A 22,776-nucleotide genomic window follows, 5' to 3' on the forward strand; every position below is an offset into this window, starting at 1 on the left:
TTTGCCGCGTAGCGTACGCTTTGGGACTTCAACGCGGTTTGCGTGTCGGTCGTAAACATGTTTAGCGCCAGCAAGAAGCGACTGTGCCGCCTGTGTTGTTGGTCAGCCCTTTTTGTCCTGCAGCGTTTAAAGTCAGGTTACCACATTTTTTATCTGCTACTTGGGCGCCTTGACGGGTAGCTGTCAAAGTGTAGCTGTCTGTATTTGTAATACTGAGTTGGTAATAGCCATTTTCAGACTTGTTGCCGTTGGGCATGTTCAGCTTGCTGGTATCAACGGTATAGATGCCGTTTTGCGCTCTGTAGCGTTCCATGCGCGCAGCGGCTTCGTTCAAAAAAGCCTGCCCTTCTGCACGTCGAGAGCGCAGAACATACTCGAGGTAGGAGGGGTAGGCAATGGCAGCAAGAATGCCTACTACTGCGACCACAATCATCAATTCGATCAGCGTAAAGCCTTGTTCATCGTTGCGCACTGGAACTTCCTTTTGTAGATGAAGAGGGGCATACCATTATTCTTCGCTGTTGGGGGGTTGCTCGCGCCAGCTTTGACGGCCGTACTCAATTCCTGAGCTAATGAGGCGGCGTGAGGCACTTGGGTCATAGATGTATTCGCCACTGACTTGCTGTCGTCCAGCAGAGGCGTCAATACCACTGACAAAAATGTCGTTAATCAAGTCATCTTGATCAATTTTTCCATCTCCGTTGACATCAAATACGCTGAACTGGGTAGAGCCGCCAGAGTCTGGCGCGATGGCGTACAGCGCGCCACTTAGACCGGCTGAGCAAGGGTCTTCGCTGATTCGGATGGTCGTAAATAGTAACGCTTGTCCGTAGAGGGTCATATCGTAGACCAGTTGCTCCTCAGTGCGAGGCAGGTCAATATACCAGCCCCATTTTTGTACGTCTGCATCGGAGCCTTCTGTCTTGTTGTCAGCAAACCACTCAATGGCGTTGCTGGTAAGTTGGAATGCGCCGTCTTGACCTTGAAATTCAGTGAAGGTCTGTTGTTGCAAATTCGCTCGCACTTTATTTGCTGAAGGCAATGCCCCTGTGGTCACAAGGCTGCCATCACTGTAACGGTCCCAAATTCCGAAAATAGTTTGCTGGCCGCGATCCTGATCGCTCGGGGTGACGTAGCGACCAGTACCAACTACCACAATGCTGCCTTTGCCTAATGGGTGGTCGACCACATAAGGCGCCGCAGTGATCGGCAACCGTTTGCTATTGGCATCTTGTGCTACAAAGAATTTTTGGGCTTGCCAGTTTGTCGCTGTAGCGCTGCGCACATCAAAGCGCCAAACATTTCCTAATAAGTCGCCGCCATAAACCAAATCGATTTGTCCATCTTTATTCTCATCAATGGCGCTAATGCTGGAGAGACCATTCCCGAGAGGCATATAACCGTCAGGGCGCTGCGCATCCGTGACGCCTTGAATGCCATCGACAGCAAACTCTTTAATAACATCGCCATTGGCAATATCTAATACAAATAAATGGGCTTGTCCTGTACTACTACTACCGCTTTGGTAGCCGTTTGGAATCAGGGCAACCCAGCGGCCTTTTTCTATGACTTCACCTTCTTCTGAGACGACATCATTCAGGCGTGCAATCGTAGGCTTGGCTAAGGAATACCCCATATCGGAGTCTTGATCTGATCCGAATTCCCACAGCAGGTTTGGTGATTCAGGATTTGTAATATCCAGCGCGAAAACTTGCCTTCCGCCGGCCCCCAAACTACCAATTAGTACCTTATGCCATACATTGTCAAAATAGACGTCAGTGGCAATGGATGGTCCATCAACAAAGTAGCGGTGGGGAGTGCCTTCTGGCTGCCCATAATCTGATGCAGTTAATACACTGAGGTAGTTGCGCGTGGAGGTGGGGACAAAAGCAAATACTTCTGCGCCAGTGCTGCCATTAAATGCATGAAACATGCCATCGTTACTCCCCACGTACACCATTTCAGGCAGCTCAGCTTGGTTTGCTGCATAGGTGGCATAGTCAGAGCCTTCCCCTTCTAGCTTATTGGCTGGCGCTATGAGGTAAGCAGGGCCTTTCACCCGCAAAGCAGATGAGTTAACGATGTCACCCAACAGGTTAATCGCACCGTTGGAGAGTTTCTTGCGCTCACGCAGAGAGTTGTTCTCGCCTCGCAAAAAGGCCACGCGATCTTCGCCTGAATTGTCTGTCGCACCATCAACATTGCGGTTAAGCGCCGTGACCCATGCAGCATAGGGGTTGTTATTAGCTGCTTGGTTAATTGTGGTCCACGTAAAGGGTTTGAGTTCAGCAGCCCCACTAATAGATTGACCTGCAAACAGGATGTTCCTGTCTGTCCGGCCAGCCAGTTGCTCGGCTGCACTCCAGATTTTGCTGCGCGAGAGCGAGCCATCTGCCACAGTCAATTCTTCTTTGAGTAAATCACCACTCCAGCCTTCAGCCTCGAAAGTAGTGCGGTACACCTCGGAATCCCCACTTAAAGGGCCTTCTGGAAGATTGACTTCGACTGACGTGACGGAGCTGGTGTTTTGCAGAATGTCATTGAATGCCTTGGTCATTTGGCTTTTCAGCGTTGTGGCATTGGTGACCAAGAAGTAGTTGTCGGGATCACCTACAACAGATGCAGGGTCACGGTCTGGCATTCCGTATTTTGCGGCATACCACAGCGGGTCTTTCAGGAAACTTCCTGATTCACTGCTCGTGCTAGGCGTAAAGACACGACTGGCGGTCAAAGGCAGCGTAATACATGCTGAATCGCTATTGCGACCTTTGCAATAACCGGGATCGCGCCCTTGTGGCGTGTTGTATTCGTAAAAGACTGAATTAGTGTCTTTATCGCGCACTTCCAAGTACATGCCGTCTTTTGTTGTGCCTGAGATCACATACCCCATGTGTTGACCAATACCGCCTGCCGCATATTCAGAGACGATATCTACTTTAACTGTGCCATTGGCTTGCAGTGCAACTACATAACGAGAAATGGCATCCATGTCATGGTCAGCACCTTGCTCAACGTCTTCGTAATTGATCCGAAATTCCGCATAGGGGCGCCCCTGGTTGATTGTCGGATCTTTGTCGGTCTCTCCTGTGTTGGCAATACGATCTACGTAGTAATCCACGATTTGATCGGTCGGTGCAAATTTCACCGGGTTAATTGAGTTACCGGTCACAGACTTTGCAAAAGGCGCAATGGTGACGTAGCGTCCGTCTCCTACAGGAAAGCGAATTTCAGGTAGTGGTGATGCGATGGCTACGGAGTAGGTCATCACCTTGTTCATGCCTTGGTTGTTGCCTGCGATACGGTTGTTCGCACCATAGCGTGCAACGCCTGCAGAGTAGTAGGTTCCCTGTTTACTAGGTTCTTGAGGCGAGAGGCCACGAACCCAAGACAAATCGTTAATTTGCTTGACTGACGGAGCTGCATCCGCATTGTCTTCTGTTGACTGACCAATGAAAAAATATTTCCCATTGATGCTTTCAGCAGCCCCTATTGCCCGTGTTTCTGTGGAAACGTTAAAGCCGCTTAGATTGGTAGCGTTGGCATCAATGTTGGAGAATCGGCTACCAGGAAGCTTGTAGTCATACGATGGGTTGATATCGCTGAGCACAGTCATCACCGGGCGAGCGCAATGAGGAAAGCCCCCTCCACCTTGGTTTTCATTTTTATATGGCGATGCCCAAGCTGGTTTGGAAAGGTCTAGATTCTTTTTATCTTTTGAGTTGTTGTTTTGGTAATCAAAAGTGTCAGATGCAGTTGTTGCTCCACTGAAATATCGGAGCGTTTCAAACATCATTTCAGCAATGGGATTGCCCCACATGGCGCAGTCAGATGGGTTGGATTTTTCACTTAACGGGCCAGCTGTATACCAACCGCATTCATTGTATTGACTGCCATTGAAGCCAATAATGCGTTGGCGGTTGATGTTGTCAACAATGCCATTGATTGAAGTTTTGAATTCGCCTGTGAGCAAATTGACTTCATCTGTGAAGCTGCCCATGTTGCGGCGCAAAACACCGCCTGCCAGGTTCTTTTGGTAGGAGCCTGTTAGTAGGCCAAAGTACATTTTTTCGTTTTCACCAAAGTCGTGCAGCAAGCCGGTAGGCTTGTAGATGGTGTTGTGACCATCGTTTGGATACGCTTTGCAACTGTCTTCGCGCAGCGACGCATTTGATTTTGGGCAGACTTGTACTTTGATGTTATGACCAACAATTTTGCTGGCTGGTCTCTCAATTTTTTGAGCAAAACCCCAGTTGTCCCCACCTGATCCTTCAACGTGACGGAAGCGAATGTCTTTCCAGCCCGCAGAGGTGAAATTAATTTCTCTGTTGCGGCTATTGTTTTCCCAGTTATTGCGGTCATTGCCATGTCCGTTGTACCAGCCCCATGTCGTTCCGTCTAATCGGGCTTCAACGGCGTCATCCCCATCAATTGAGAAGGTGTATTTTCCTGGTTCTGGGATATATATTTGACCGGTGATTTCAGTCATGTAGTTGTCATGTCCACAGCCGTTTGCACTTGCTCCTGTGAATGGATTGTTGTCAGAGCCTGAGGTATCAATCAGACTAATATTTCCTGTGCCACATTGGTTTGCGCTATTGCGCCTTCCCGTGCTACTGAACAGAGTATCCATGGCCGTTGAGCTCGATGGCATGTTTGCTTGGCTCGGGCTACTCGTTTTCCAGGTCGTTATCGATAGATTGCGATAGGCGCTAGCTGGAACAATGGTGTACTGGCTTCCTGCATCCTTTTCGCAGTTAACGCCCCCCATACACTGCCCTTGGCCCGCCGTACCTTCTTTGGATACCCAATCCCATACTTGAAATGTACTGTCGTTGAGTACGCGCAACTGAGGCACGAGTGAGTCACCACTTTCTCCTAGTGTGGTCACGGCAAACAAATGCCGTGTTCCTTTAGCGGGTTGCTTTAGGGGGGCGTAGTTGCGAATATCGTAGATGGCCCCATCGCGCAGCGGGTCATACGATTTTCCCCAGGAGTGGGCATCACGTGGAACATAGGCCCCTTGCAGAACGGTTGAGTCAACGGTGTCGACAGACCGCATGCCCCCATACAGTACCTTGCGCAGCGCATCCATGCGAGATGTCGTGAGGTAGTTGAGAAAGTCGCCACTCCATGCGTTAGAGCATTGTTTCTGGTTGGAGCCTGTGGCTGCACTGGCAGGAATGAACAGTCCTGTGGTCGGCGGCAAATTCCATGCGTCCCCCTTATTACCACTATAGGTATAGCAAACGTTGTTATTGAAATAGCCGTAATAATCAATTTGGTCCGGTTTGTAGCCGACGTCAATCACCCCATCCCCATTGAGATCTGATGCATCGTTATAGGCTTCGTAATAAAGCTTGTGATCGCGCCCCATGACAAGCATGTTCAGCGGGGGGAAGCTCTCACTCACAAACAGCGGTGTTTGAGATAAAGCCGTGTCGCCACTATTTTGGGCGTGTGCCAACAGCGGACTGATCAGTGCTGCCGTAATGGCTAAATATTGGGTGACTTGTTTCATGGAGCTAGAGCTGGTTTGCATAACAGCCTCCTGCAGGATCATTATTTAATGAACTGATTGACGGTCGAGCGTAGACAAACGGCGTTCGCTCCACAGTCCGTGTGAGCGTTTTGACGCGTTGCTTGTGCATTGACCTCGTAATATTCAGTGCAACCAGTCGTGGCTATATTCAGGGCGGAGGTTGCGGACATACCTTTTGGGCATACTGTGTCGATATAGCGGGGATACCAGAATCCATTGGGAGCTGGTGATGTAAAGCCTGCCACTTCAACGCCTTGTGCAAAGTCAGTGTGAAGCCCAAGGGTGTCAGCTTTCGCTTCTGATACGTAACACGGAACACCCTCTGTCACTGCCGAGGGGGCGGCGCTGTCGCATTGGGCCAGTCTTACACCTTGATAAGAGCCAACGATCGTTCGCTCTCCATCACGCAGAGCCCCGTCAGCGACCTCAACCAGTTGTTGTTGGTCTAATAAATTGGCTGCAATCCTAGATTCGAGCGTGATGGCGCGCATGCCGGTAATGGCCAGCATTAGCAGCATCAGCAACATGATGAGTGCCACCACCAGAGTGGCACCTTGTTGCTTAGGCAACGGATGTTTATGGTTTGGATTGAGCGATGCTGGCATAAAAAAAGTCATGGCATCAGATTTCTGAGAGTGACCGCGCCACTGGCAACTTGGTATAGCGCGCCTGAATCGGCACTGCAGCTGGCGTTATCTGCGCCTGCAACGGTTTTCCAGCGGTCACACACGGTAGATTCCATTCCCCCAGTAAGGCGACTCGATGATGCTGCAAGCAAAATCGAATATTTGAGTGCTCGAATGACTTGGTTGCTACTCGGTGTGTCTGTGGTGAATGCGCTGATTTTTCGTATTGCCATAGAAGAGACTTTAGGACCAGTGCCATATTGAAAGTGGATGTCTTGCACTCCTGCAGCCAAGGCGGTTTCTGTGCTTTGCGCAGCGCAAACCAAAGTATGGTTGCTGATGCTGAAGCGTTCTACAAAAACACCATTTCCTACGGTTGAAGTGGTAGGGGCTTCATATGGCATCAAACTTGAAACGGAGGGGTCTGTATTGCCTGAGCAGTCAGTCTCGATAGCATCTCTGGGCTGGAAACGAATACAAAGTGCACCATCAGTTTTGATATTTATGGCTTCTCCGCGCGCAAAAGCACAGTCTGTCGTGTCGTCAATCAATGCTGGAAAGGCCTTTTCCATACTTAGAGTTGGATCACGCCGGTACCCTGCTTTCGAGAAGTGTTGTTCCAGACTACCGAGGGTGTAACGGCTGTTGGCTAAGTTTTCGCTTTGACCTTGGCGAAAGCTCAGATTGCGGGCCCCTTCGATATAGACCAAGCTGACCAGCAAAACAATGAATAGACCAATTGCCATGGCAACCATGACCTCAACCAAACTGAGGCCTTTCTGGCTGCGGCTTGCAGGACTAGACTGACCTTTAAAGCTTGGAGTGGATTGTGTAGGTGCAATATGTGTTGTCATTAACGGTCTCATCATCTGCTAGGCATTGCTTGCTTTTAGAGGGCCATGCGACTTGAACAGAAATAACGCCAGAGTTTTGCGTGACGGAAAAGTGGGTCTTGATGAAGGCGTCGTCCAACTCAGGCATTAATTCAATAGACCGGGCCGCCCAGCAATTGAGTTGTTTGGCAGCTTCGACTGAGGTTGGATCGCATGATTCACTATCAACATCAGTGCTGGAATTTTTAGCGTACCCACCCAAGTCCTCTTTTGGGGTGCCGTTGGCGTTGAGAATGGTCGCGGTATTGCCGCGCATGGTTTCCATCCACTCATTGGCCACCATTGCTGCCATTTGTCGCCGCTCTGTATCGACTGTGAAGTCAATACCTCTTGTAAACATGCCTGCAGCCCCTAGTAGTCCAATGCTCAACACCAAAATCGATACCAATACTTCGATCAAGGCAAAGCCTGACTGCGGGGTTCTGGGCGAGGGGGAGTGGAGTTTCAGCATGCTTGGCCCGCCGCTTTCCGTTGTTGTTGAACCAAGCCTGCTTTCGAAATACGAATGCATTCGGTACGCGATGCCCCTGAGTTACTTACTGCGATAGAGAAGTCGTTGGATGCATTACCACTTACAGCAAAACCAATGTCTTCATTTGGGCTAACTGATACAGAGACTGCATCAGAGACGTTTGTCGTGCGCAGAAGGTTCGATCCTGATTTGACATTCCATGTCGAGCTAGCAATTTCAACACTGGTTGCCGTGCGTTTGTATACTGCTTCAGACCGGGCAAAGAGCAGTAGAACTTGCAGTTCAGATGCCGAGGATGAGACTCGATTGTTCGCAATCATTGTTTGAAATGAAGGAACCGCGATTGTTGATAAGAGAGCCAACAACGCTACTACGACCATTGCCTCAAGTAATGTGAATCCCTTGGAATGAGGGGGGGGAGTGCGCCTTGCTTTGCAAATGGAAAGAACGTGCATGGCTTATAGGTCTTGACTCGACTAAAAATGAGAAATGGCGCAAAATGTCATTTGTTTGCTAAATATTTTATATTGTTAAAAATTATGCAAATTTCTTAAAAGAATCAAATCTGATAAGCGGAATGATTTAACTGACAATCGGCAATCCTATTGCATAGCTTTTGTCGAAAAAAAGCCCTTGGCATGTGCCAAGGGCTTGTGACTTTCAGGAAATGTGATATGTAAAGATTCAAAATGTCTACGCACCCAAATACGCCTTGCGAATATCAGGGTTGCCAAGCAGGTTGGTACCGGTATCTTCCAGAACCACGTTTCCTGTTTCAAGAACGTAGCCACGGTCTGCAATTTGCAGTGCCTTGTTGGCGTTTTGTTCAACCAAAAATACCGTGACACCTTCAGCCCGAATTGTTTGAATGATTTCGAAAATCTGGGCAATGATCAGTGGCGCCAGGCCCAATGTGGGTTCATCAAGCAACAATAAGCGGGGTTTGCTCATCAGGGCGCGGCCAATGGCCAGCATTTGTTGCTCACCACCAGACATGGTGCCTGCACGTTGGTTGGCGCGCTCTTTCAGGCGTGGGAAGAGGCTAAAGACGTGCTCAATGCCTTCTTCAATAGCCTGTGTATTTTGGAAGAAACCGCCCATTTTGAGGTTTTCGACCACCGTCAGATCAGGAAAAACGCGGCGACCCTCAGGCGAAATGGCTATGCCGTTTTGCATGATTTTGTGGGTTTGCATTTGCGTGATGTCCTGCCCTTCAAACAGCACGCGACCACTGCTGGCACGTGGATTGCCGCAAATGGTCATGAGCATGGTGGTTTTTCCTGCACCATTGCTGCCGATGAGGGTGACGATCTCTCCCTTATTGACGTGGATAGACACACCGTTCAAGGCCTGGATAGCCCCGTAGTAGGTGTGAATGCCTTCGAGTTGGAGCATAGGTTGCTGTGCAGCAGATGTTCCGGGCTCCATGGATAGGGTTGTGGACACGCTGGTGATGGTTTCGGTGATGATCAGGCTCATCATTCTTCTCCCAAGTAAGCTTTGATGACGCGAGGATCATTGCGCACCACGTCTGGGGTGCCAGTCACAATGGGTTTGCCATGTTCCATGACCAGAATGCGTTCGGAGACGTTCATCACCAGACTCATATCGTGTTCAATCAACAAAACAGCCACTTTGAAGTCGTTGCGAAGCTTTTCGATCAGATGTTGTAGTTCGACTTTCTCTTGCGGGTTCAGGCCTGCTGCAGGTTCGTCGAGCATTAGCAAGCTGGGCTTGGTAATCATGCAGCGTGCTATTTCCAGGCGCCGTTGGTGGCCGTAGGCTAGGTTGCCCGCTTCGCGGTTTGCATATTGGCGAATGCCCATGAAGTCCAGCCACCATACTGCGCGATCCAGTGCTTCTTTCTCTGCCTTGCGGTAAGAGGGCAACTTCAATAGCCCTTTGAGCATATTGCTTTCAACTTGCGTGTGTTGCGCCACGAGCAGGTTTTCCAGTGCGGTGAGCTCTTTGAATAGACGTACGTTTTGGAACGTGCGTACTAAACCATGGCGAGCAACCTTATGGCTGGGCAGGCCAGCAATATTCTTGCCCGCCATGTGCACCTGGCCTGATGTGGGTTTGTAAAAACCACCAATGCAGTTGAAGACCGTGGTTTTACCGGCGCCGTTAGGGCCGATGATTGCAAAAATTTCAGTTTGTCCGACATCAAAGGCTACGTTGTCGACGGCCAGCAGGCCGCCAAAACGCATGGTCAGATCGCGCACCTGCAGCAGGGGCGTAGTGTTGGCTTGAGTTGGTGCGGTCATCGCGGAATCTCCACATGGGGGCGTTGGGTGGGCAGCAGACCTTGCGGACGCCACATCATCATCAACACCATGACCAATCCGAACAGCAGCATGCGGTATTCCGCAAATTCGCGGGCAATTTCAGGCAAAACGGTCAAAACAATGGCTGCCAAAATGACCCCGAGTTGCGAGCCCATGCCGCCTAGTACCACCACTGCCAAAATCAGCGCTGACTCAATGAAAGTGAATGACTCGGGATTGACCAAACCTTGGCGTGCGGCAAAAAAAGCACCGCCAAAACCAGCGAACATGGCACCTAAGGTGAACGCCGAGAGTTTGATGTTGGTTGGGTTCAAGCCCAGTGATCGACATGCAATCTCGTCTTCACGCAATGCTTCCCATGCCCGACCAATCGGCATGCGAATCAGTCGGTTGGATACGTACAGCGTAATCAAGGCGAAAATCAAAGCCAGCAAGTACAGGTAGATCACCATATGCTGGTTATTGAAGGTCAAGCCCATCATTTGGTGGAAGGTTTGTGTGCCTTCTTCGCTTGCGCGGCGCGTCATTTCGTAGCCCAACAGAGTGGGCTTAGGTACGCCTGAAATGCCGTCTGGGCCACCAGTCCATTGCGTCAGGTTAATGAGTAGCAAGCGAATGATTTCACCAAAACCTAGCGTCACAATGGCCAGATAGTCCCCCCGTAAACGCAGCACAGGAAAGCCAAGGATATAGCCAAACAACGCTGCGGCCATACCTGAGAAAGGCAAGGCTTGCCAGAATGACCAGCCAGCCCAGTGGTAGAGCAGCGCATAGGTATAGGCGCCTACGGCATAAAAGCCGACAAAACCCAGATCCAGCAAGCCTGCGAAACCAACCACAATATTCAGGCCAAGGCCGAGCATGACGTAAATCAGCACCAGCGTGGCAATGTCTACTTGGCTGCGTGAGCCAAAGAAAGGCCAGGCCAAAGCCAAGACAATCAATAAAACGCCAAAGATCTTTTGGCCTTTGGGCGCAATCGATGGGGCTTTGGGCAGGCTGACTTGGCCAAACAGTTTGCCTAATGCAGGCTTGATAAGCTGCAAAACAAACACGATGGCGCAGCCCAGTGCCACCATGCCCCAGTGGGATTCGAGGTGGGTTTGAGCCCCTTGGCGAAAGAGTTGAAGGCCAAAAACAGGGGTAATGATGACTGCGGTCATGGCCGCAGCGATGAAGGCATTGTTGATTGTTGTGCGCATCAGACCTTCTCCACTTCAGGTTTGCCCAGCAAGCCGGTCGGACGGAACAGCAAAATCAGCACCAACAGGCCAAATGCCACGATGTCTTTGTATTGCGAAGAAATGTAGGCTGCGGCAAATGTTTCGGCCAAACCCAGCAAAACGCCACCGAGCATGGCGCCAGGGATGCTGCCAATTCCACCTAACACGGCTGCGGTAAAGGCCTTGATGCCGGCAATAAAACCAATGAACGGGTTGAGTTTTCCTATGGTGATGGCAATGAGTACGCCACCTACAGCCGCGAGCATTGCGCCCAGAATAAACGTGAAGGAGATTACGCGGTTGGTGTCAATGCCCAGCAAGCTGGCCATCTTCATGTCTTGCGAGCAAGCCCGAGAGGCGCGGCCCATGCGTGAATTTTTGATGAACAAGGTCAAGGCAACCATCAACACGACGGTAACGGCAATGATCAAGATACGTGAGTAGGGGAGGGTGATATCAAAGTCACCAATATCAATGGTGATGGCTCCAGGAATGAGCGATGGAACGGCTTGGTCGCGCGCGCCTTGGCCCAGTGCGACCCAGTTCTGCAGAAAGATCGACATACCAATCGCAGAAATCAAGGCCACCAAGCGCGGGCCACCGCGTACGGGGCGGTAAGCAACACGCTCCACTGTATAGCCGTACACGCCAGTGACGGCCATTGCAATCACCAGCATGGCGGCAATGACTAAAGGAATGGGAAGACCACTTTGCGTGCCAATGGCTGTCAAGGTGACAAGTCCAACATAGGCACCGATCATGTAGATCTCGCCATGGGCAAAGTTGATCATGCCAATAATCCCGTAGACCATCGTGTAACCGATGGCGATGAGGGCATAAATGGCACCCAAGGACAGACCGTTGAAAATCTGTTGGATGATTTGAGGAAGTTCAGACATAGAAGAGGCTCCGTACGAAAATCGGCAGCGATGTTGGTCACTGCCGTTTTCGGTTGCATCGTTTGGCGGCTGCTGGTTGTGCAGCAGCCGTTGCCGATGGGGGTACTAATATAGTGCAGCCGGATGGGCTGCCATCCCGATCAGAGCATTTTTTTACAATTGCTTTTTGCCGCCGGCCTTGTCCCATTGGTAGACCGCAAACTCAAAGTCTTTCAAGTCACCTTTGGCATCGAACTCTACTTTACCAATAGAGGTGTCAAAGCTGTTGGCGTGCAGGTAGTCGGCCACTTTGACTGGATCATCACCCACAGCCTTAATACCCGCAGTGATCAACTCCACGGCCGCGTATGCAGGCATTTGGAAGGCGCCGTCTGGGTCGCGTTTGGCGTCGTGGAAAGCTTTAACGATGGCAGCATTTTCTGGGCGCTTGGTGAAATCGGCTGGCAGCGTGACCAACAGGCCTTCAATGGCTGGGCCTGCAATGGCCACCAGATCTTGGTTGGCCGTGCCTTCTGGGCCCATGAATTGCACGCTCAGACCCTGCTCGCGCGCTTGGCGCAGCAGCAAACCCAGTTCCGGGTGGTAACCACCGAAGTAGACCAAGTCTGTGTTGAGCGTTTTGAGTTTGGTGATGATGGCCGAGTAGTCGCTATCGCCCACATTGATACTCTCGAACAACGAGACATTCACGCCTTCTTTCACTAGTGCATCACGCACCTGGGTTGCAACGCCTGCGCCATAAGTTTGCTTGTCGTGCAGCACGACCACGCTCTTGGGTTTGAGCGTGTTGGCAATGTATTTTGCGGCGAATGGCCCTTGCTGGTCATCACGGCCAATGGTGCGGAAGAAGAAATGGGGTTTGGTTGTATCGGTCACGGCAGGATTGGTGGCGCCTGGTGTGATAGCGACAATTTGCTCTTCTTCATAAATCGGAACTGCAGGCACAGTCGTGCCCGAGCATGCATGTGCAACAGCAAACTTGGCGCCCGAACGCACCACTTGGTTAGCCGCTGGCACGGATTGCTTGGGTTCGCAGCCATCATCAATCAGGACGGGCTCCAACTTGCGACCATTGATACCACCAGCCGCATTGACCATATCGATCGCAGTCAAGGCGCCTGCTTGAATTTGGTCACCATACTGTTTGTTTGGCCCGGTCATAGGCTGGGGAATACCAATTTTGATGGCGTCCGCGGCAAAGGCTGCACCAGCCACAGTGAGGGCTGCAACAGAGATCAGGGTTGGAACAAAACGGGTCAGCTTCATATGAGAAGGCTCCTAGTAAACAATGAAATGCACATTGGACTGATGGACTGGTTTGAGCAGTCAGCGAAGGTACAAATGCACAAGGCTGGGGCATATTGTGCGAGTTTGGTGCATAGGTGTCACCGGGAGGATTCCCTAGTCGAGGTGCACGGCTGCAGCCATTCTTGCTGTGTGTTGATCGTTGCAGATCAACACACGATGCCACGAAGTTGCTTTTCGCAATATCTGTGCCACAGGCGGGAATAGCTTTGTCTTACTGGTGCTTCTCTTGAGTGGAAACCCAAAATTTAGCAAGCGAATGCATTTCGATGAAGTTGAGGCTATTGCTTGGATGGAGGCGTTCATGATGCCGTAGGAGGGAAGGTTGATACGGCATGTATTGCTAATGGTCTATTGTTTTTTGTTGTTTGTGAATTAATGTTAAATTTATCTTGAGATTTGTGACTGCAAGAGTCGCTGCACGCAGATGGTGCGCTTGGCATACCGATGTGAATGGTATTGGTGCAGTATGTATTCGTGAACGATAAATCTAAGCCCATCTTATGGGCGTGTTTTATTTTTTTGCTTGAAGCAATGCTTGAAGTAATAAAAAAGCAGGGCCACAGCCCCGCTTGATTGAAGCGCCTGGAGTAAGCGCTCCTTGCATGTCAGAAAAGTATTACTTGGTCACGGTTTTGCTGCCGTCTTTGTGCCAGGTGAATACGTCAAACTCAAAGTTGTTCAGGTCGCCTGCTTTGTTCCATGACAGTTCGCCAATAGGGCTGGCGATTTTTGCTGTATGCAGGTATTGCGCTACTTTTTCTGGATCGGCAGAGCCCGCAGCTTTAATGCCTTCTGCAATCGTTTGGGTTGCAGCGTAAGCGGTCAATTGGAAGGCGCCGCCAGGATTGCGATTTTTGTCTTTGAATGCTTTAACAATCGCAGCATTGGTTGGGTTCTGCGTGAAGTCAGCGGGCAAAGTCAGCAACATGCCTTCCACCGCATCGCCAGCAATGGCGTTGATATCTGGGTTACCCACACCTTCTGGGCCCATGAACTTAGCAGTGATGCCTTGTTCTTTGGCTTGGCGCAACAGTAAGCCCATTTCAGGGTGATAGCCGCCGAAGTAGACGAAATCCACACCGCTGGATTTGAGCTTGGTGATCACTGCTGAGTAGTCGGTATCGCCAGCGTTGATGCCTTCAAAAATGGCCACTGGAATGTTGGCTTTTTGCAGGTCATCGCGCACAGCTGTGGCAATGCCTTGACCGTACGATGCTTTGTCGTGCAGAACAGCGACTTTGCTCGGCTTGATGCTGCTGATGATGAATTTAGCTGCCGCTGGGCCTTGCTGGTCATCGCGACCAATGGTGCGGAAAATAAAGTGGTAGTCCTTGCCATCTGTCAATGCAGGTGCTGTGGCCGATGGGGTAACCATCACCACGCCTTCTTCGTCATAAATAGGCGCTGCGGCAATGGTGGCGCCGGAGCAAACACCGCCAATCACAAAACCGATTTTGTCGTTCACGACGCGATTGGCTGCCACAGGGCCTTGCTTGGGCTCGCATGCATCATCAATGCTTACGGTCTCGAGTTTCTGACCCAATACGCCGCCTGCGGCATTGATTTGTTCAACTGCCGTGTCCACGCCTTCCTTGACCATGTCACCATATTGGGTCAAGGCGCCTGTTGTGGGGCCGACTACGGCAATTTTGATTTGCGCAAATGCACCAGCTGAGAGGGTCAATGCACCAGCAGCAACCAGTGCTGTGGCCACGGATTTCAAATGGAATGTTGTCATGTGAATACTCCTTGAATCAATGATGGATAGGCGTTGGAGCTGAGTGCTGCTTGGCGCGTCTGCCTATGGCAACGCAATGGATGCTTGCGTTGTTGACTGGCAGGCGAGCAAAACAAGGGAAAATACCCAGCGCCATGGCGATGCTGCCATGCCCAAGCGATTGGAAGCATACACGCTAAAAAGCTTCGGCAGTGGCTTGCACATGGCGTTTGCTGGGGGATTAAGGCATTTCTCTTGTGCAGCGCTTGTGCATAGTGGCAATTGTCGGGATTAACCCTTGCTTGTTCCAAACGAATGCTTAACCCAAAGCGATGGTGAAACCTTTGATTCATCGCTTGCTGGAGACTTCAATGCACCATACGCACGAAAAAGCCACAGCGATAGCGGCACCAGCCGCTCAGGCACGCAATCATCCAGCCGATTGTGCTGGCGCTGTAACGCAAGCCGTTTCGGCAGGCGTGTTATTGAATTGGCACTCTTCTGCAGAAGGCCCGTGGGCGGAGGTCTTGCTGCAACACGAAGGCAAACTCAATGCCATGTCGGTGGCGATGTGGCAACAGCTGCGTGCCGTGTTTCTGTCCATTCAGGATAGCCAGGCCAGGTGCGTGCTGATCAAGGGCACTGGGGGCGCTTTTTGTGCTGGAGGGGATATTTCTGAATACCAAAGCTTTCGCTTTAAAGAAGAGAGCTTGCAGCACTTTCATGAAACGCTTGTGTGGGGGGGCTTGCAAGCCATGCTCGATTGCGATGTGCCCATCATCGCGCAGATTGAGGGCGCGTGCATGGGCGCAGGAGTGGAAATTGCATGCTGCTGCGATATCCGCTTGGCTTCTGACAATGCCCTGTTTGGTGCGCCGATTGCCAAGTTGGGATTTCCCATGGCTCCGCGGGAATTGCAATTGGTGCAGCGCACCGCTGGAGATGCGCTGGTGCGGCGCATGTTGCTAGGCGCTGAAGTGATTGGAAGTGGGGCGATGGTAGCCAGTGGCTTTCTCGCAGAAATCGCAGCGCAAGCGCAGTTAGAGGCATTGGTGATGAAGCGGCTGGAGCGGCTATTGCCTTTGGCGCCACAGGCCGCCCGCATGCACAAACAGGCTTTGCGCGTGTTGTTGCAAGACGGTTCAGCAGGATTGGCTGCCTTGCTGCCGTCGGCGTATCGCTATGCCGAGAGCGCAGAGCACCGCGAAGGCATTAGTGCGTTTCTGGAAAAGCGCAAACCCCAATTCAAATAGAACTGTGTCGAATCCTTTGTGCTGTGTGGCCTTGCCTACACTGCCTGTTGTTCACGTTGCTTTCGCCTGACCATGCCATCGTTTTCTTCCGCTCCCCATACAAGTCCTGATTTACGCTACCTTCAAACCCGCAACCGACAGGCGCCGCTGCGTGTGCTGATGGTGTGTATGGGCAATATTTGCCGCAGTCCCACTGCGCATGGCGTCATGCAATGCAAGCTCGAACAAGCAGGTTTGCATAAGCAAATTGCGGTGGATTCTGCAGGTACGCACGCCTATCACGTTGGAGAGCCGCCGGATGCACGATCGCAGCACCATGCTGTGCGGCGCGGCTATGATTTGAGCGCCCAGCGTGCCAGGCAGTTCTCGGCAGTGGGTTTTGCTGCGTTTGATGTGGTGCTGGTGATGGACGATGCCAACGAACGTGCAGTTCGCCAGTTGGCAGGCCCTGCGCACAATCAGCAGGTGATGCGTTTGGCGGCATTTGCTCTGCACCACCAAACCCAAGAGGTTCCTGACCCGTACTACGGGGGCGATCAAGGTTTTGAGTACGTGTTGGATTTGGTCGAGGACGCTTGCGATGGTTTGCTCAAGCAACTCATCGCTTACGTATAGAGAGGAAGACCAAGGCGTCTGGTGGTATGAGTTGGTCTGCTGTCAATTTTTCAACGTTGCGCCAACGTTTCTTTGAGTTGGTAGAGCTGCTCTAAGGCTTCGCGGGGCGAGAGCGCATCCACATCCAGCTCTGCAAGTCGTTGTTCTACGGCGCTAGGCTGCATCGGCGCCTCTGTCAATGGCATGTCTGTGGCCAGTGGGGCGCTAAACAGATCACTCTGCCTATCGACTTGGCCCTGGCTTTGCAGCCGCTCCAGTGTGGCTTTGGCGTGGTGCAGCAGGGCAGCGGGCATACCCGCTAATTTAGCGACATGGATGCCGTAGCTGCGGCTGGCTGGTCCTGCTTGCAGCTCATGTAAAAACACAATGCGGTTGCCTGTTTCTGCCGCTGCCACATGCATGTTCACGGCATGTGAATGTTTGGCGGGCAGTTCAGTCAACTCGAAATAATGGGTTGCAAAGAGGGTGAAGGCCTGGGTTTTATCGTGCAGGTAGCTGGCAATACTTCCGGCCAGGGCCAGGCCGTCGTAGGTCGAGGTGCCTCGTCCAATTTCATCCATCAGTACCAAAGAATGGGCCGTGGCATTGTGCAAAATTTGCGCCGCTTCAGTCATCTCCAGCATAAAGGTTGATTGCGCATTGGCCAGATCATCGGCCGCACCAATGCGGGTGTGGATCCCATCAATCGGGCCTAATCGGCATGCAGCTGCGGGCACATAGCTGCCTATGCTGGCCAGCAGGGTAATGAGTGCGACTTGGCGCATGTAGGTCGATTTACCGCCCATATTCGGCCCGGTGATGATCTGCATGCGTGTTCGCCCGCCCATGCGCGTGTCATTGGCAATAAAGGGTGTTTGTGAGGTTTCGGCCAAGCGCGCCTCAACGACTGGATGGCGCCCTTTTTCGATGTCGATACAAGGCTCAATCGTGAATTGAGGCGCACACCAGTTCAGTGTCAACGAACGCTCAGTCAAGGCGCACAGTGCATCTACCTCAGCCAATGCTCCGGCCAGTTGCATCAATGCATGCACATGTGGCTGTAATTGGGCCAAAATCTGTTCGTAGAGATACTTCTCACGGGCCAAGGCACGCTCTTGTGCAGAAAGTGCCTTGTCTTCGAATGCTTTGAGCTCTGGGGTGATAAAACGCTCAGCATTTTTCAGTGTCTGGCGACGGCGGTAGTCTTCTGGGACTTTGCTTGCTTGACCTTGCGAAACCTCAATATAAAAACCGTGCACTTTGTTGAATTGCACGCGCAAGTTAGCAATGCCTGTGCGTTCGCGTTCGCGCCCTTCAAGGGCGAGTAAGAAGTCATCGCAGTTGTCGCGAATGCCGCGCAGCTCGTCGAGCTCCTGGTCAAAGCCTGTTGCAATCACCCCGCCATCGCGCACAAGGGTTGAGGGGTCTTCTTGTAGTGCGCTGCCAAGCCATTGTGCAATGCCTGCTGGTGGCTGCAGGCGCGTCAACAAAGGGTGCAGTGGCGAGTCTGCAGGCACTGGCGTGTTGGCCAGTTGCGCTGCATGGTGCAAGGTTTGTGTGAGCGCTGCCAGTTCGCGCGGACGCACTTGTTCCAAAGAGATGCGTGCACTGATGCGCTCCACATCGGCTATTTGACGCAACTCACTTTGGAGTTTTTGCCAGAGCGGGACAGGGGCTTTCTCATCGCGCAACTGGCTGATGCATGTAAGGCGTTGGCGTGCCTCTTGCCGGTCGCGCCGCGGCATGAGTAACCAATGCTTGAGTTTGCGGCTACCCATGCTGGTTGCGCAGGTGTCGAGTAAAGAAAATACGGTGGGGCTGCTTTCTCCGCGCAAGGTTTGCACCAACTCTAAATTGCGTTGGGTGCTGGCAGGCAAATACAGCAGTTCATCGTCACGCTGAACGGCAATGCTTTGCATGTGCTGCAGTTTGCGGCCTTGCGTGTGCTCTGCGTAATACAGCAAAGCCGCGCTGGCAGCATGGGCCGCAGGCAGTGCATCGGCTGACCAGGCTTGTAAGCTGGCCGCTTGCAGATGGTTTTTGAGTGTTGTTTCGCCCAAGTCTGCATCGAAATGCCAAGCGGCAAGTGTTGGCAGTGCTGCTTGGCTGATGCCGGCGCTTTTGCGTTGCTGCAGTAATTGTTCCAGCGTTTGGCTGGCGCCGGCGCTGGTGACAATCTCGCTCGGGTTGATGCGGTCAAGCCAATGTAGCAAAGCGGTTTTATCGCATTGGGCTAGGCAAATCTGGCTTTGCGTTACGCTCATCCAAGCCAGTCCAATGCTGGTGTGCTTGCCTTTACCCCACTCACTAATAGCTAGCAAAACGGCTTCGTTTTTATCAGACAGCAGTGCGCTGTCGGTCAAGGTGCCAGGGGTGATGACGCGCACCACTTTTCGTTCAACGGGCCCTTTGCTCGTGGCAGGGTCACCAATTTGCTCGCAAATGGCTACTGATTCGCCTAGCTTGATCAAGCGCGCCAAATAGGTTTCGACCGAGTGAAAGGGAATGCCAGCCATGGGGATGGGCTGTCCTGCAGATTGTCCGCGCGTAGTGAGGGTGATGTTGAGCAAGCGCGCTGCCTTCTGGGCATCTTCGTAAAACATCTCATAAAAGTCACCCATGCGGTAGAACAGCAAGATGTTGGGGTGGTCTTTTTTGAGCGAAAAATACTGCGCCATCATTGGCGTATGCCCAGAGGGGTCGGTCTTACTCATAGCGAAAGCAAAGGGGGATGTTTGTTGACGTGCTGCATCTGCGTAGCATCCATCATGTCAGCCTTGGGGGTGGCATTGGTTGCAGCCTGGTGCGTAGTTCTGTGTAAACACCAAAGCGATGGAATGTGTGCGGCCAACAGGTTCCATGTCAGCGTTTAAAGCCTGCATTGTAGAGGGATTGCCCTGGTGTTCCACGATGCGGCTGTGTGGGGTTCTGGCATATGTGAGCGCAGGCAGTAGTGCTTCATTGAGGTTAACCCGATTGTCGATTCCCCTCATTGTCGTTGCAGTGCAGCATCTCTACGATTCGTGCGTGTTTGGCGTTTTGTCAGGCTTGAAAAACAGCTTTTGAATACGGCGCCAGTGTGAATGATTTAACGCTAAGGCATGGATTGAAGAATGAGTGACACCATCTTGGCAACGCAGGATCTGACCAAAGAGTTCAAAGGCTTCACAGCGGTTGACAAGGTTAACTTGCAGGTGCAACGCGGGCATATCCACGCCTTGATTGGCCCCAACGGCGCAGGCAAAACTACTTGCTTTAATTTGCTGACCAAATTTTTGGTGCCGACCCGCGGAACCATTACTTTCAATGGTGTGGACATTACGCATGAGAAGTCGGCGCAGATTGCCCGCAAAGGCGTGATTCGGTCTTTTCAGATTTCCGCCGTATTCCCCCACTTGACCCTGCTGGAGAATGTGCGCATTGCATTACAGCGGCAGCTTGGCACGCAGTACCACTTCTGGAAGAGTGACAAGAGCTTGAGCCAGCTCAATGACCGGGCCTTGCAGTTGCTCGGCGAGGTGGGGTTGCGTGACTTGGCTGATGAAGTGACCGTGAATTTGCCTTATGGCCGCAAGCGCGCCCTGGAGATTGCGACTACGCTGGCCATGGAGCCAGAGCTGATGCTGCTTGATGAGCCCACGCAGGGCATGGGGCACGAGGATGTAGACCGCGTGACCGAACTCATTAAAGAGGTATCCAAAGGGCGCACTATCTTGATGGTAGAACACAACATGAAGGTCATTTCCACGATTGCAGACCGTATTTCAGTGCTGCAACGCGGCGCCATTCTGGCGGAAGGCAATTACGAAGAGGTTTCACAAGACCCGCGCGTTATGGAAGCTTATATGGGAACTACCGACGGCCAATTGCAAGGAGCGCATTGAATGACAGTCCAAGCTATCGCGTCATCGGCCCCTGCCTTGCACATCAGTGATTTGCATGGTTGGTATGGAGAGTCGCATGTTTTGCATGGGGTGAACTTGACCGTGCAACAAGGGGAGGTGGTGACGTTGTTGGGGCGCAATGGGGCAGGGCGCACTTCAATTCTGCGAGCCATTACCGGATTGATTGGCAAGCGTACGGGTTCTATCCAAATCGCAGGGGTTGAAACCATCGGTATGCCAACCCACAAAATAACGCGTTTGGGTTTGGGGTATTGCCCTGAAGAACGCGGTATTTTCGCCAGTCTAACGACGGAGGAAAATCTGTTGCTCCCACCCGCGCTCAAACGGGTTGGCAATGGCATGAGTGTGGAGGACATCTATGCGATGTTCCCTAATCTCCAGGAGCGAAAGAATAGCCCAGGCACGCGTTTGTCAGGGGGAGAGCAGCAAATGCTGGCGGTTGGGCGCATTTTGCGCACAGGTGCTAATTTGCTGTTGCTCGATGAAATCTCTGAGGGGTTGGCGCCCGTCATCGTGCAGGCGCTGGCTCGCATGATCACGACGCTGCGCCAAAAAGGCTACACGGTAGTTATGGTGGAACAGAATTTCCGTTTTGCCGCACCTCTGGCAGATCGTTTTTATGTGATTGAACACGGCCAAGTGGTCGAGCATTTTCTGGCAGATCAACTGCAAGAGAAGATGCCCGTGCTCAATGAGCTGTTGGGTGTGTAGTAATTTCGTAGGCCGATTGCTGGTCATGTTCACAGCCGGTTGAATGCCGCGCTATTTTCCCTTTCAAAGGAGACTTCGTATGAAAACCAAATTGACCGTGCTGGCCGCTATGTTGGGCGTTGCTGGATTCACAGGCGCTGCACATGCACAGGAGAAAGTAGTGATCGGTTTTGTGACCGATATGTCTAGCCTGTATTCGGATGTGGATGGCAAAAACGGGGCTATCGCGGCACAAATGGCTATTGATGATTTTGGCGGAAAAGTGCTGGGTAAACCTGTGGAACTGGTGACGGCAGATCACCAGAACAAAGCCGACATTGCTGCGGCGAAGGTGCGTGAATGGATCGATACACAAAAAGCATCCATGATTTTGGGGGGTACAAACTCAGGCACGGCGTTGGCATCGAGCACAGTGGCTAACGAAAAAGGCGTTCTCTATATCAACAATGGTGCAGGGACTTCTGCATTGACCAATGAGCAGTGTGCGCCGCTGACCATCCACTATGCCTATGACACGGTCGCATTGGCGCGAGGCACAGGTAAGGCGATTGTGGATGGCGGCGGTAAGAGCTGGTTTTTCTTGACGGCTGATTACGCCTTTGGCCATGCACTGGAGGCCGATACTTCTGCAACCGTAAAGGCTGCTGGCGGTGAAGTCAAAGGTTCTGTGCGTCACCCTCTGAATGCCTCGGACTTCTCATCATTTTTGTTGCAGGCGCAATCGTCTAAAGCACAAATTTTAGGCATGGCCAATGCCGGTGGTGACACCATCAACACCATTAAGGCAGCTAATGAATTTGGCATTACTAGTACCATGAAACTCGCTGGTTTGTTGCTGTTTCTGACAGACATCCACAGTATGGGTTTGCAAACTACCCAAGGCTTGCAGTTCACTTCCAGTTGGTACTGGGACATGAATGACGAGTCGCGTGCTTGGGCACAAAAGTTTTATGCGAAAACCAAGCGCATGCCGACCTCGATTCAAGCGGCAGATTACTCCGTGGTGATGAATTACCTTAAAGCCGTTGAAGCGGCAGGCACGACCGATTCGGTCAAGGTTAATGAAGTGCTGCGCTCTAAAGAGTTGAAAGATTTTTATGCCAGTGGCTCCATTCGTCCAGATGGTCGCTATGCACATGACATGTATTTGATGGAAGTCAAGAAACCTGCCGACTCCAAGAGAGAGTGGGATTACCTGAATGTCGTCAAGACATTGCCCGCAGACGAAGTCTGGACTCGTAAAGAAGAAACCAAGTGCGCTTTGTGGAAGTAACAAGAGGCGGCAACACTGAGCTCAGTAAACAGTAGTGTTGTAGCGTAGGCGCGCTTGCAGCTTGTGCATGTGTTG

General features: G+C 51.8%; 18 protein-coding genes. 5 read left to right on the forward strand and 13 right to left on the reverse strand.

Going from position 1 to position 22,776, the window contains the following annotated elements; translation table 11 throughout:
* Positions 1–61 precede the first annotated feature (61 nt).
* From E9531_RS01460 to E9531_RS01515, 12 genes are all read right to left on the reverse strand, one after another.
* On the reverse strand, positions 62–472 hold the full coding sequence (locus E9531_RS01460; RefSeq protein ID WP_136571954.1) for a type IV pilin protein: 411 nt from the start codon (positions 470–472) through the stop codon (positions 62–64).
* Between the two features lie 36 nt (positions 473–508).
* The gene (locus tag E9531_RS01465; RefSeq protein WP_136571955.1) at positions 509–5,539 is read right to left on the reverse strand and encodes a PilC/PilY family type IV pilus protein; all 5,031 of its coding nucleotides are present in this window, start codon (positions 5,537–5,539) and stop codon (positions 509–511) included.
* 20 nt (positions 5,540–5,559) lie between these two features.
* Entirely contained in the window at positions 5,560–6,156 is a 597-nt protein-coding gene (locus E9531_RS01470) for a pilus assembly PilX family protein (RefSeq protein WP_136571956.1), read from the reverse strand.
* Positions 6,153–7,019, reverse strand: coding sequence for a prepilin-type N-terminal cleavage/methylation domain-containing protein (locus E9531_RS01475; protein WP_158291694.1), 867 nt, complete (start codon positions 7,017–7,019; stop codon positions 6,153–6,155). Before E9531_RS01475 ends, E9531_RS01470 begins: the two co-directional genes overlap by 4 nt.
* A complete protein-coding gene (pilV, locus tag E9531_RS01480) occupies positions 6,976–7,509 on the reverse strand; it encodes a type IV pilus modification protein PilV (protein WP_158291695.1) in 534 nt (177 codons plus the stop codon). The genes E9531_RS01475 and pilV overlap by 44 nt, the downstream gene beginning before the upstream one ends.
* Entirely contained in the window at positions 7,503–7,985 is a 483-nt protein-coding gene (locus E9531_RS01485; protein ID WP_136571959.1) for a GspH/FimT family pseudopilin, read from the reverse strand. The genes pilV and E9531_RS01485 overlap by 7 nt, the downstream gene beginning before the upstream one ends.
* Before the next feature lie 238 nt (positions 7,986–8,223).
* Entirely contained in the window at positions 8,224–8,925 is a 702-nt protein-coding gene (locus E9531_RS01490; protein ID WP_136572244.1) for an ABC transporter ATP-binding protein, read from the reverse strand.
* An 83-nt stretch (positions 8,926–9,008) separates the two neighbouring features.
* Positions 9,009–9,797 carry a high-affinity branched-chain amino acid ABC transporter ATP-binding protein LivG gene (livG, locus tag E9531_RS01495; protein WP_136571960.1) on the reverse strand — a complete coding sequence of 263 codons (789 nt, stop codon included), beginning with the start codon at positions 9,795–9,797 and terminating at the stop codon, positions 9,009–9,011.
* Entirely contained in the window at positions 9,794–11,020 is a 1,227-nt protein-coding gene (locus E9531_RS01500; protein ID WP_136571961.1) for a high-affinity branched-chain amino acid ABC transporter permease LivM, read from the reverse strand. Before E9531_RS01500 ends, livG begins: the two co-directional genes overlap by 4 nt.
* Positions 11,020–11,940, reverse strand: a complete 921-nt coding sequence (livH, locus tag E9531_RS01505) for a high-affinity branched-chain amino acid ABC transporter permease LivH (protein ID WP_136571962.1) — start codon at positions 11,938–11,940, stop codon at positions 11,020–11,022. Before livH ends, E9531_RS01500 begins: the two co-directional genes overlap by 1 nt.
* A 153-nt stretch (positions 11,941–12,093) precedes the next feature.
* A complete protein-coding gene (locus E9531_RS01510; RefSeq protein WP_136571963.1) occupies positions 12,094–13,206 on the reverse strand; it encodes a high-affinity branched-chain amino acid ABC transporter substrate-binding protein in 1,113 nt (370 codons plus the stop codon).
* 658 nt (positions 13,207–13,864) lie between these two features.
* Positions 13,865–14,986, reverse strand: a complete 1,122-nt coding sequence (locus E9531_RS01515; protein ID WP_136571964.1) for a branched-chain amino acid ABC transporter substrate-binding protein — start codon at positions 14,984–14,986, stop codon at positions 13,865–13,867.
* 350 nt (positions 14,987–15,336) lie between these two features.
* Between E9531_RS01515 and E9531_RS01520 the strand changes: the two genes are divergently transcribed.
* On the forward strand, positions 15,337–16,218 hold the full coding sequence (locus E9531_RS01520; RefSeq protein ID WP_136571965.1) for an enoyl-CoA hydratase/isomerase family protein: 882 nt from the start codon (positions 15,337–15,339) through the stop codon (positions 16,216–16,218).
* A gap of 159 nt (positions 16,219–16,377) precedes the next feature.
* Positions 16,378–16,833 carry a low molecular weight protein-tyrosine-phosphatase gene (locus E9531_RS01525; RefSeq protein WP_136572245.1) on the forward strand — a complete coding sequence of 152 codons (456 nt, stop codon included), beginning with the start codon at positions 16,378–16,380 and terminating at the stop codon, positions 16,831–16,833.
* 50 nt (positions 16,834–16,883) lie between these two features.
* On the opposite strand, the gene mutS is transcribed toward E9531_RS01525, so the two are convergent.
* Positions 16,884–19,526 (reverse strand): DNA mismatch repair protein MutS, encoded by a 2,643-nt coding sequence (mutS, locus tag E9531_RS01530; protein WP_136571966.1) that lies wholly within the window; start codon positions 19,524–19,526, stop codon positions 16,884–16,886.
* Positions 19,527–19,925: 399 nt separating this feature from the next.
* Between mutS and E9531_RS01535 the strand changes: the two genes are divergently transcribed.
* The 3 genes from E9531_RS01535 to E9531_RS01545 all read left to right on the forward strand — a co-directional run bounded on the left by E9531_RS01535 (position 19,926) and on the right by E9531_RS01545 (position 22,701).
* A complete protein-coding gene (locus tag E9531_RS01535) occupies positions 19,926–20,696 on the forward strand; it encodes an ABC transporter ATP-binding protein (protein WP_136571967.1) in 771 nt (256 codons plus the stop codon).
* On the forward strand, positions 20,697–21,428 hold the full coding sequence (locus E9531_RS01540) for an ABC transporter ATP-binding protein (RefSeq protein WP_136571968.1): 732 nt from the start codon (positions 20,697–20,699) through the stop codon (positions 21,426–21,428).
* 79 nt (positions 21,429–21,507) lie between these two features.
* Positions 21,508–22,701, forward strand: coding sequence for an ABC transporter substrate-binding protein (locus E9531_RS01545; RefSeq protein ID WP_136571969.1), 1,194 nt, complete (start codon positions 21,508–21,510; stop codon positions 22,699–22,701).
* Positions 22,702–22,776 lie beyond the last annotated feature (75 nt).

Source organism: Lampropedia puyangensis, assembly GCF_004833285.1.
In the GTDB taxonomy this organism is placed as follows: Bacteria; Pseudomonadota; Gammaproteobacteria; order Burkholderiales; family Burkholderiaceae_C; genus Lampropedia; species Lampropedia puyangensis.

Coding starts and splice junctions, on each gene's coding strand:
- E9531_RS01465 (WP_136571955.1), bottom strand. CDS start 5,539: ATGCAAACCAGCTCTAGCTCCATGAAACAAGTCACCCAATATTTAGCC.
- E9531_RS01470 (WP_136571956.1), bottom strand. CDS start 6,156: ATGACTTTTTTTATGCCAGCATCGCTCAATCCAAACCATAAACATCCG.
- E9531_RS01475 (WP_158291694.1), bottom strand. CDS start 7,019: ATGACAACACATATTGCACCTACACAATCCACTCCAAGCTTTAAAGGT.
- pilV (WP_158291695.1), bottom strand. CDS start 7,509: ATGCTGAAACTCCACTCCCCCTCGCCCAGAACCCCGCAGTCAGGCTTT.
- E9531_RS01485 (WP_136571959.1), bottom strand. CDS start 7,985: ATGCACGTTCTTTCCATTTGCAAAGCAAGGCGCACTCCCCCCCCTCAT.
- E9531_RS01490 (WP_136572244.1), bottom strand. CDS start 8,925: ATGCTCCAACTCGAAGGCATTCACACCTACTACGGGGCTATCCAGGCC.
- livG (WP_136571960.1), bottom strand. CDS start 9,797: ATGACCGCACCAACTCAAGCCAACACTACGCCCCTGCTGCAGGTGCGC.
- E9531_RS01500 (WP_136571961.1), bottom strand. CDS start 11,020: ATGCGCACAACAATCAACAATGCCTTCATCGCTGCGGCCATGACCGCA.
- livH (WP_136571962.1), bottom strand. CDS start 11,940: ATGTCTGAACTTCCTCAAATCATCCAACAGATTTTCAACGGTCTGTCC.
- E9531_RS01510 (WP_136571963.1), bottom strand. CDS start 13,206: ATGAAGCTGACCCGTTTTGTTCCAACCCTGATCTCTGTTGCAGCCCTC.
- E9531_RS01515 (WP_136571964.1), bottom strand. CDS start 14,986: ATGACAACATTCCATTTGAAATCCGTGGCCACAGCACTGGTTGCTGCT.
- E9531_RS01520 (WP_136571965.1), top strand. CDS start 15,337: ATGCACCATACGCACGAAAAAGCCACAGCGATAGCGGCACCAGCCGCT.
- E9531_RS01525 (WP_136572245.1), top strand. CDS start 16,378: ATGGTGTGTATGGGCAATATTTGCCGCAGTCCCACTGCGCATGGCGTC.
- mutS (WP_136571966.1), bottom strand. CDS start 19,526: ATGAGTAAGACCGACCCCTCTGGGCATACGCCAATGATGGCGCAGTAT.
- E9531_RS01535 (WP_136571967.1), top strand. CDS start 19,926: ATGAGTGACACCATCTTGGCAACGCAGGATCTGACCAAAGAGTTCAAA.
- E9531_RS01540 (WP_136571968.1), top strand. CDS start 20,697: ATGACAGTCCAAGCTATCGCGTCATCGGCCCCTGCCTTGCACATCAGT.
- E9531_RS01545 (WP_136571969.1), top strand. CDS start 21,508: ATGAAAACCAAATTGACCGTGCTGGCCGCTATGTTGGGCGTTGCTGGA.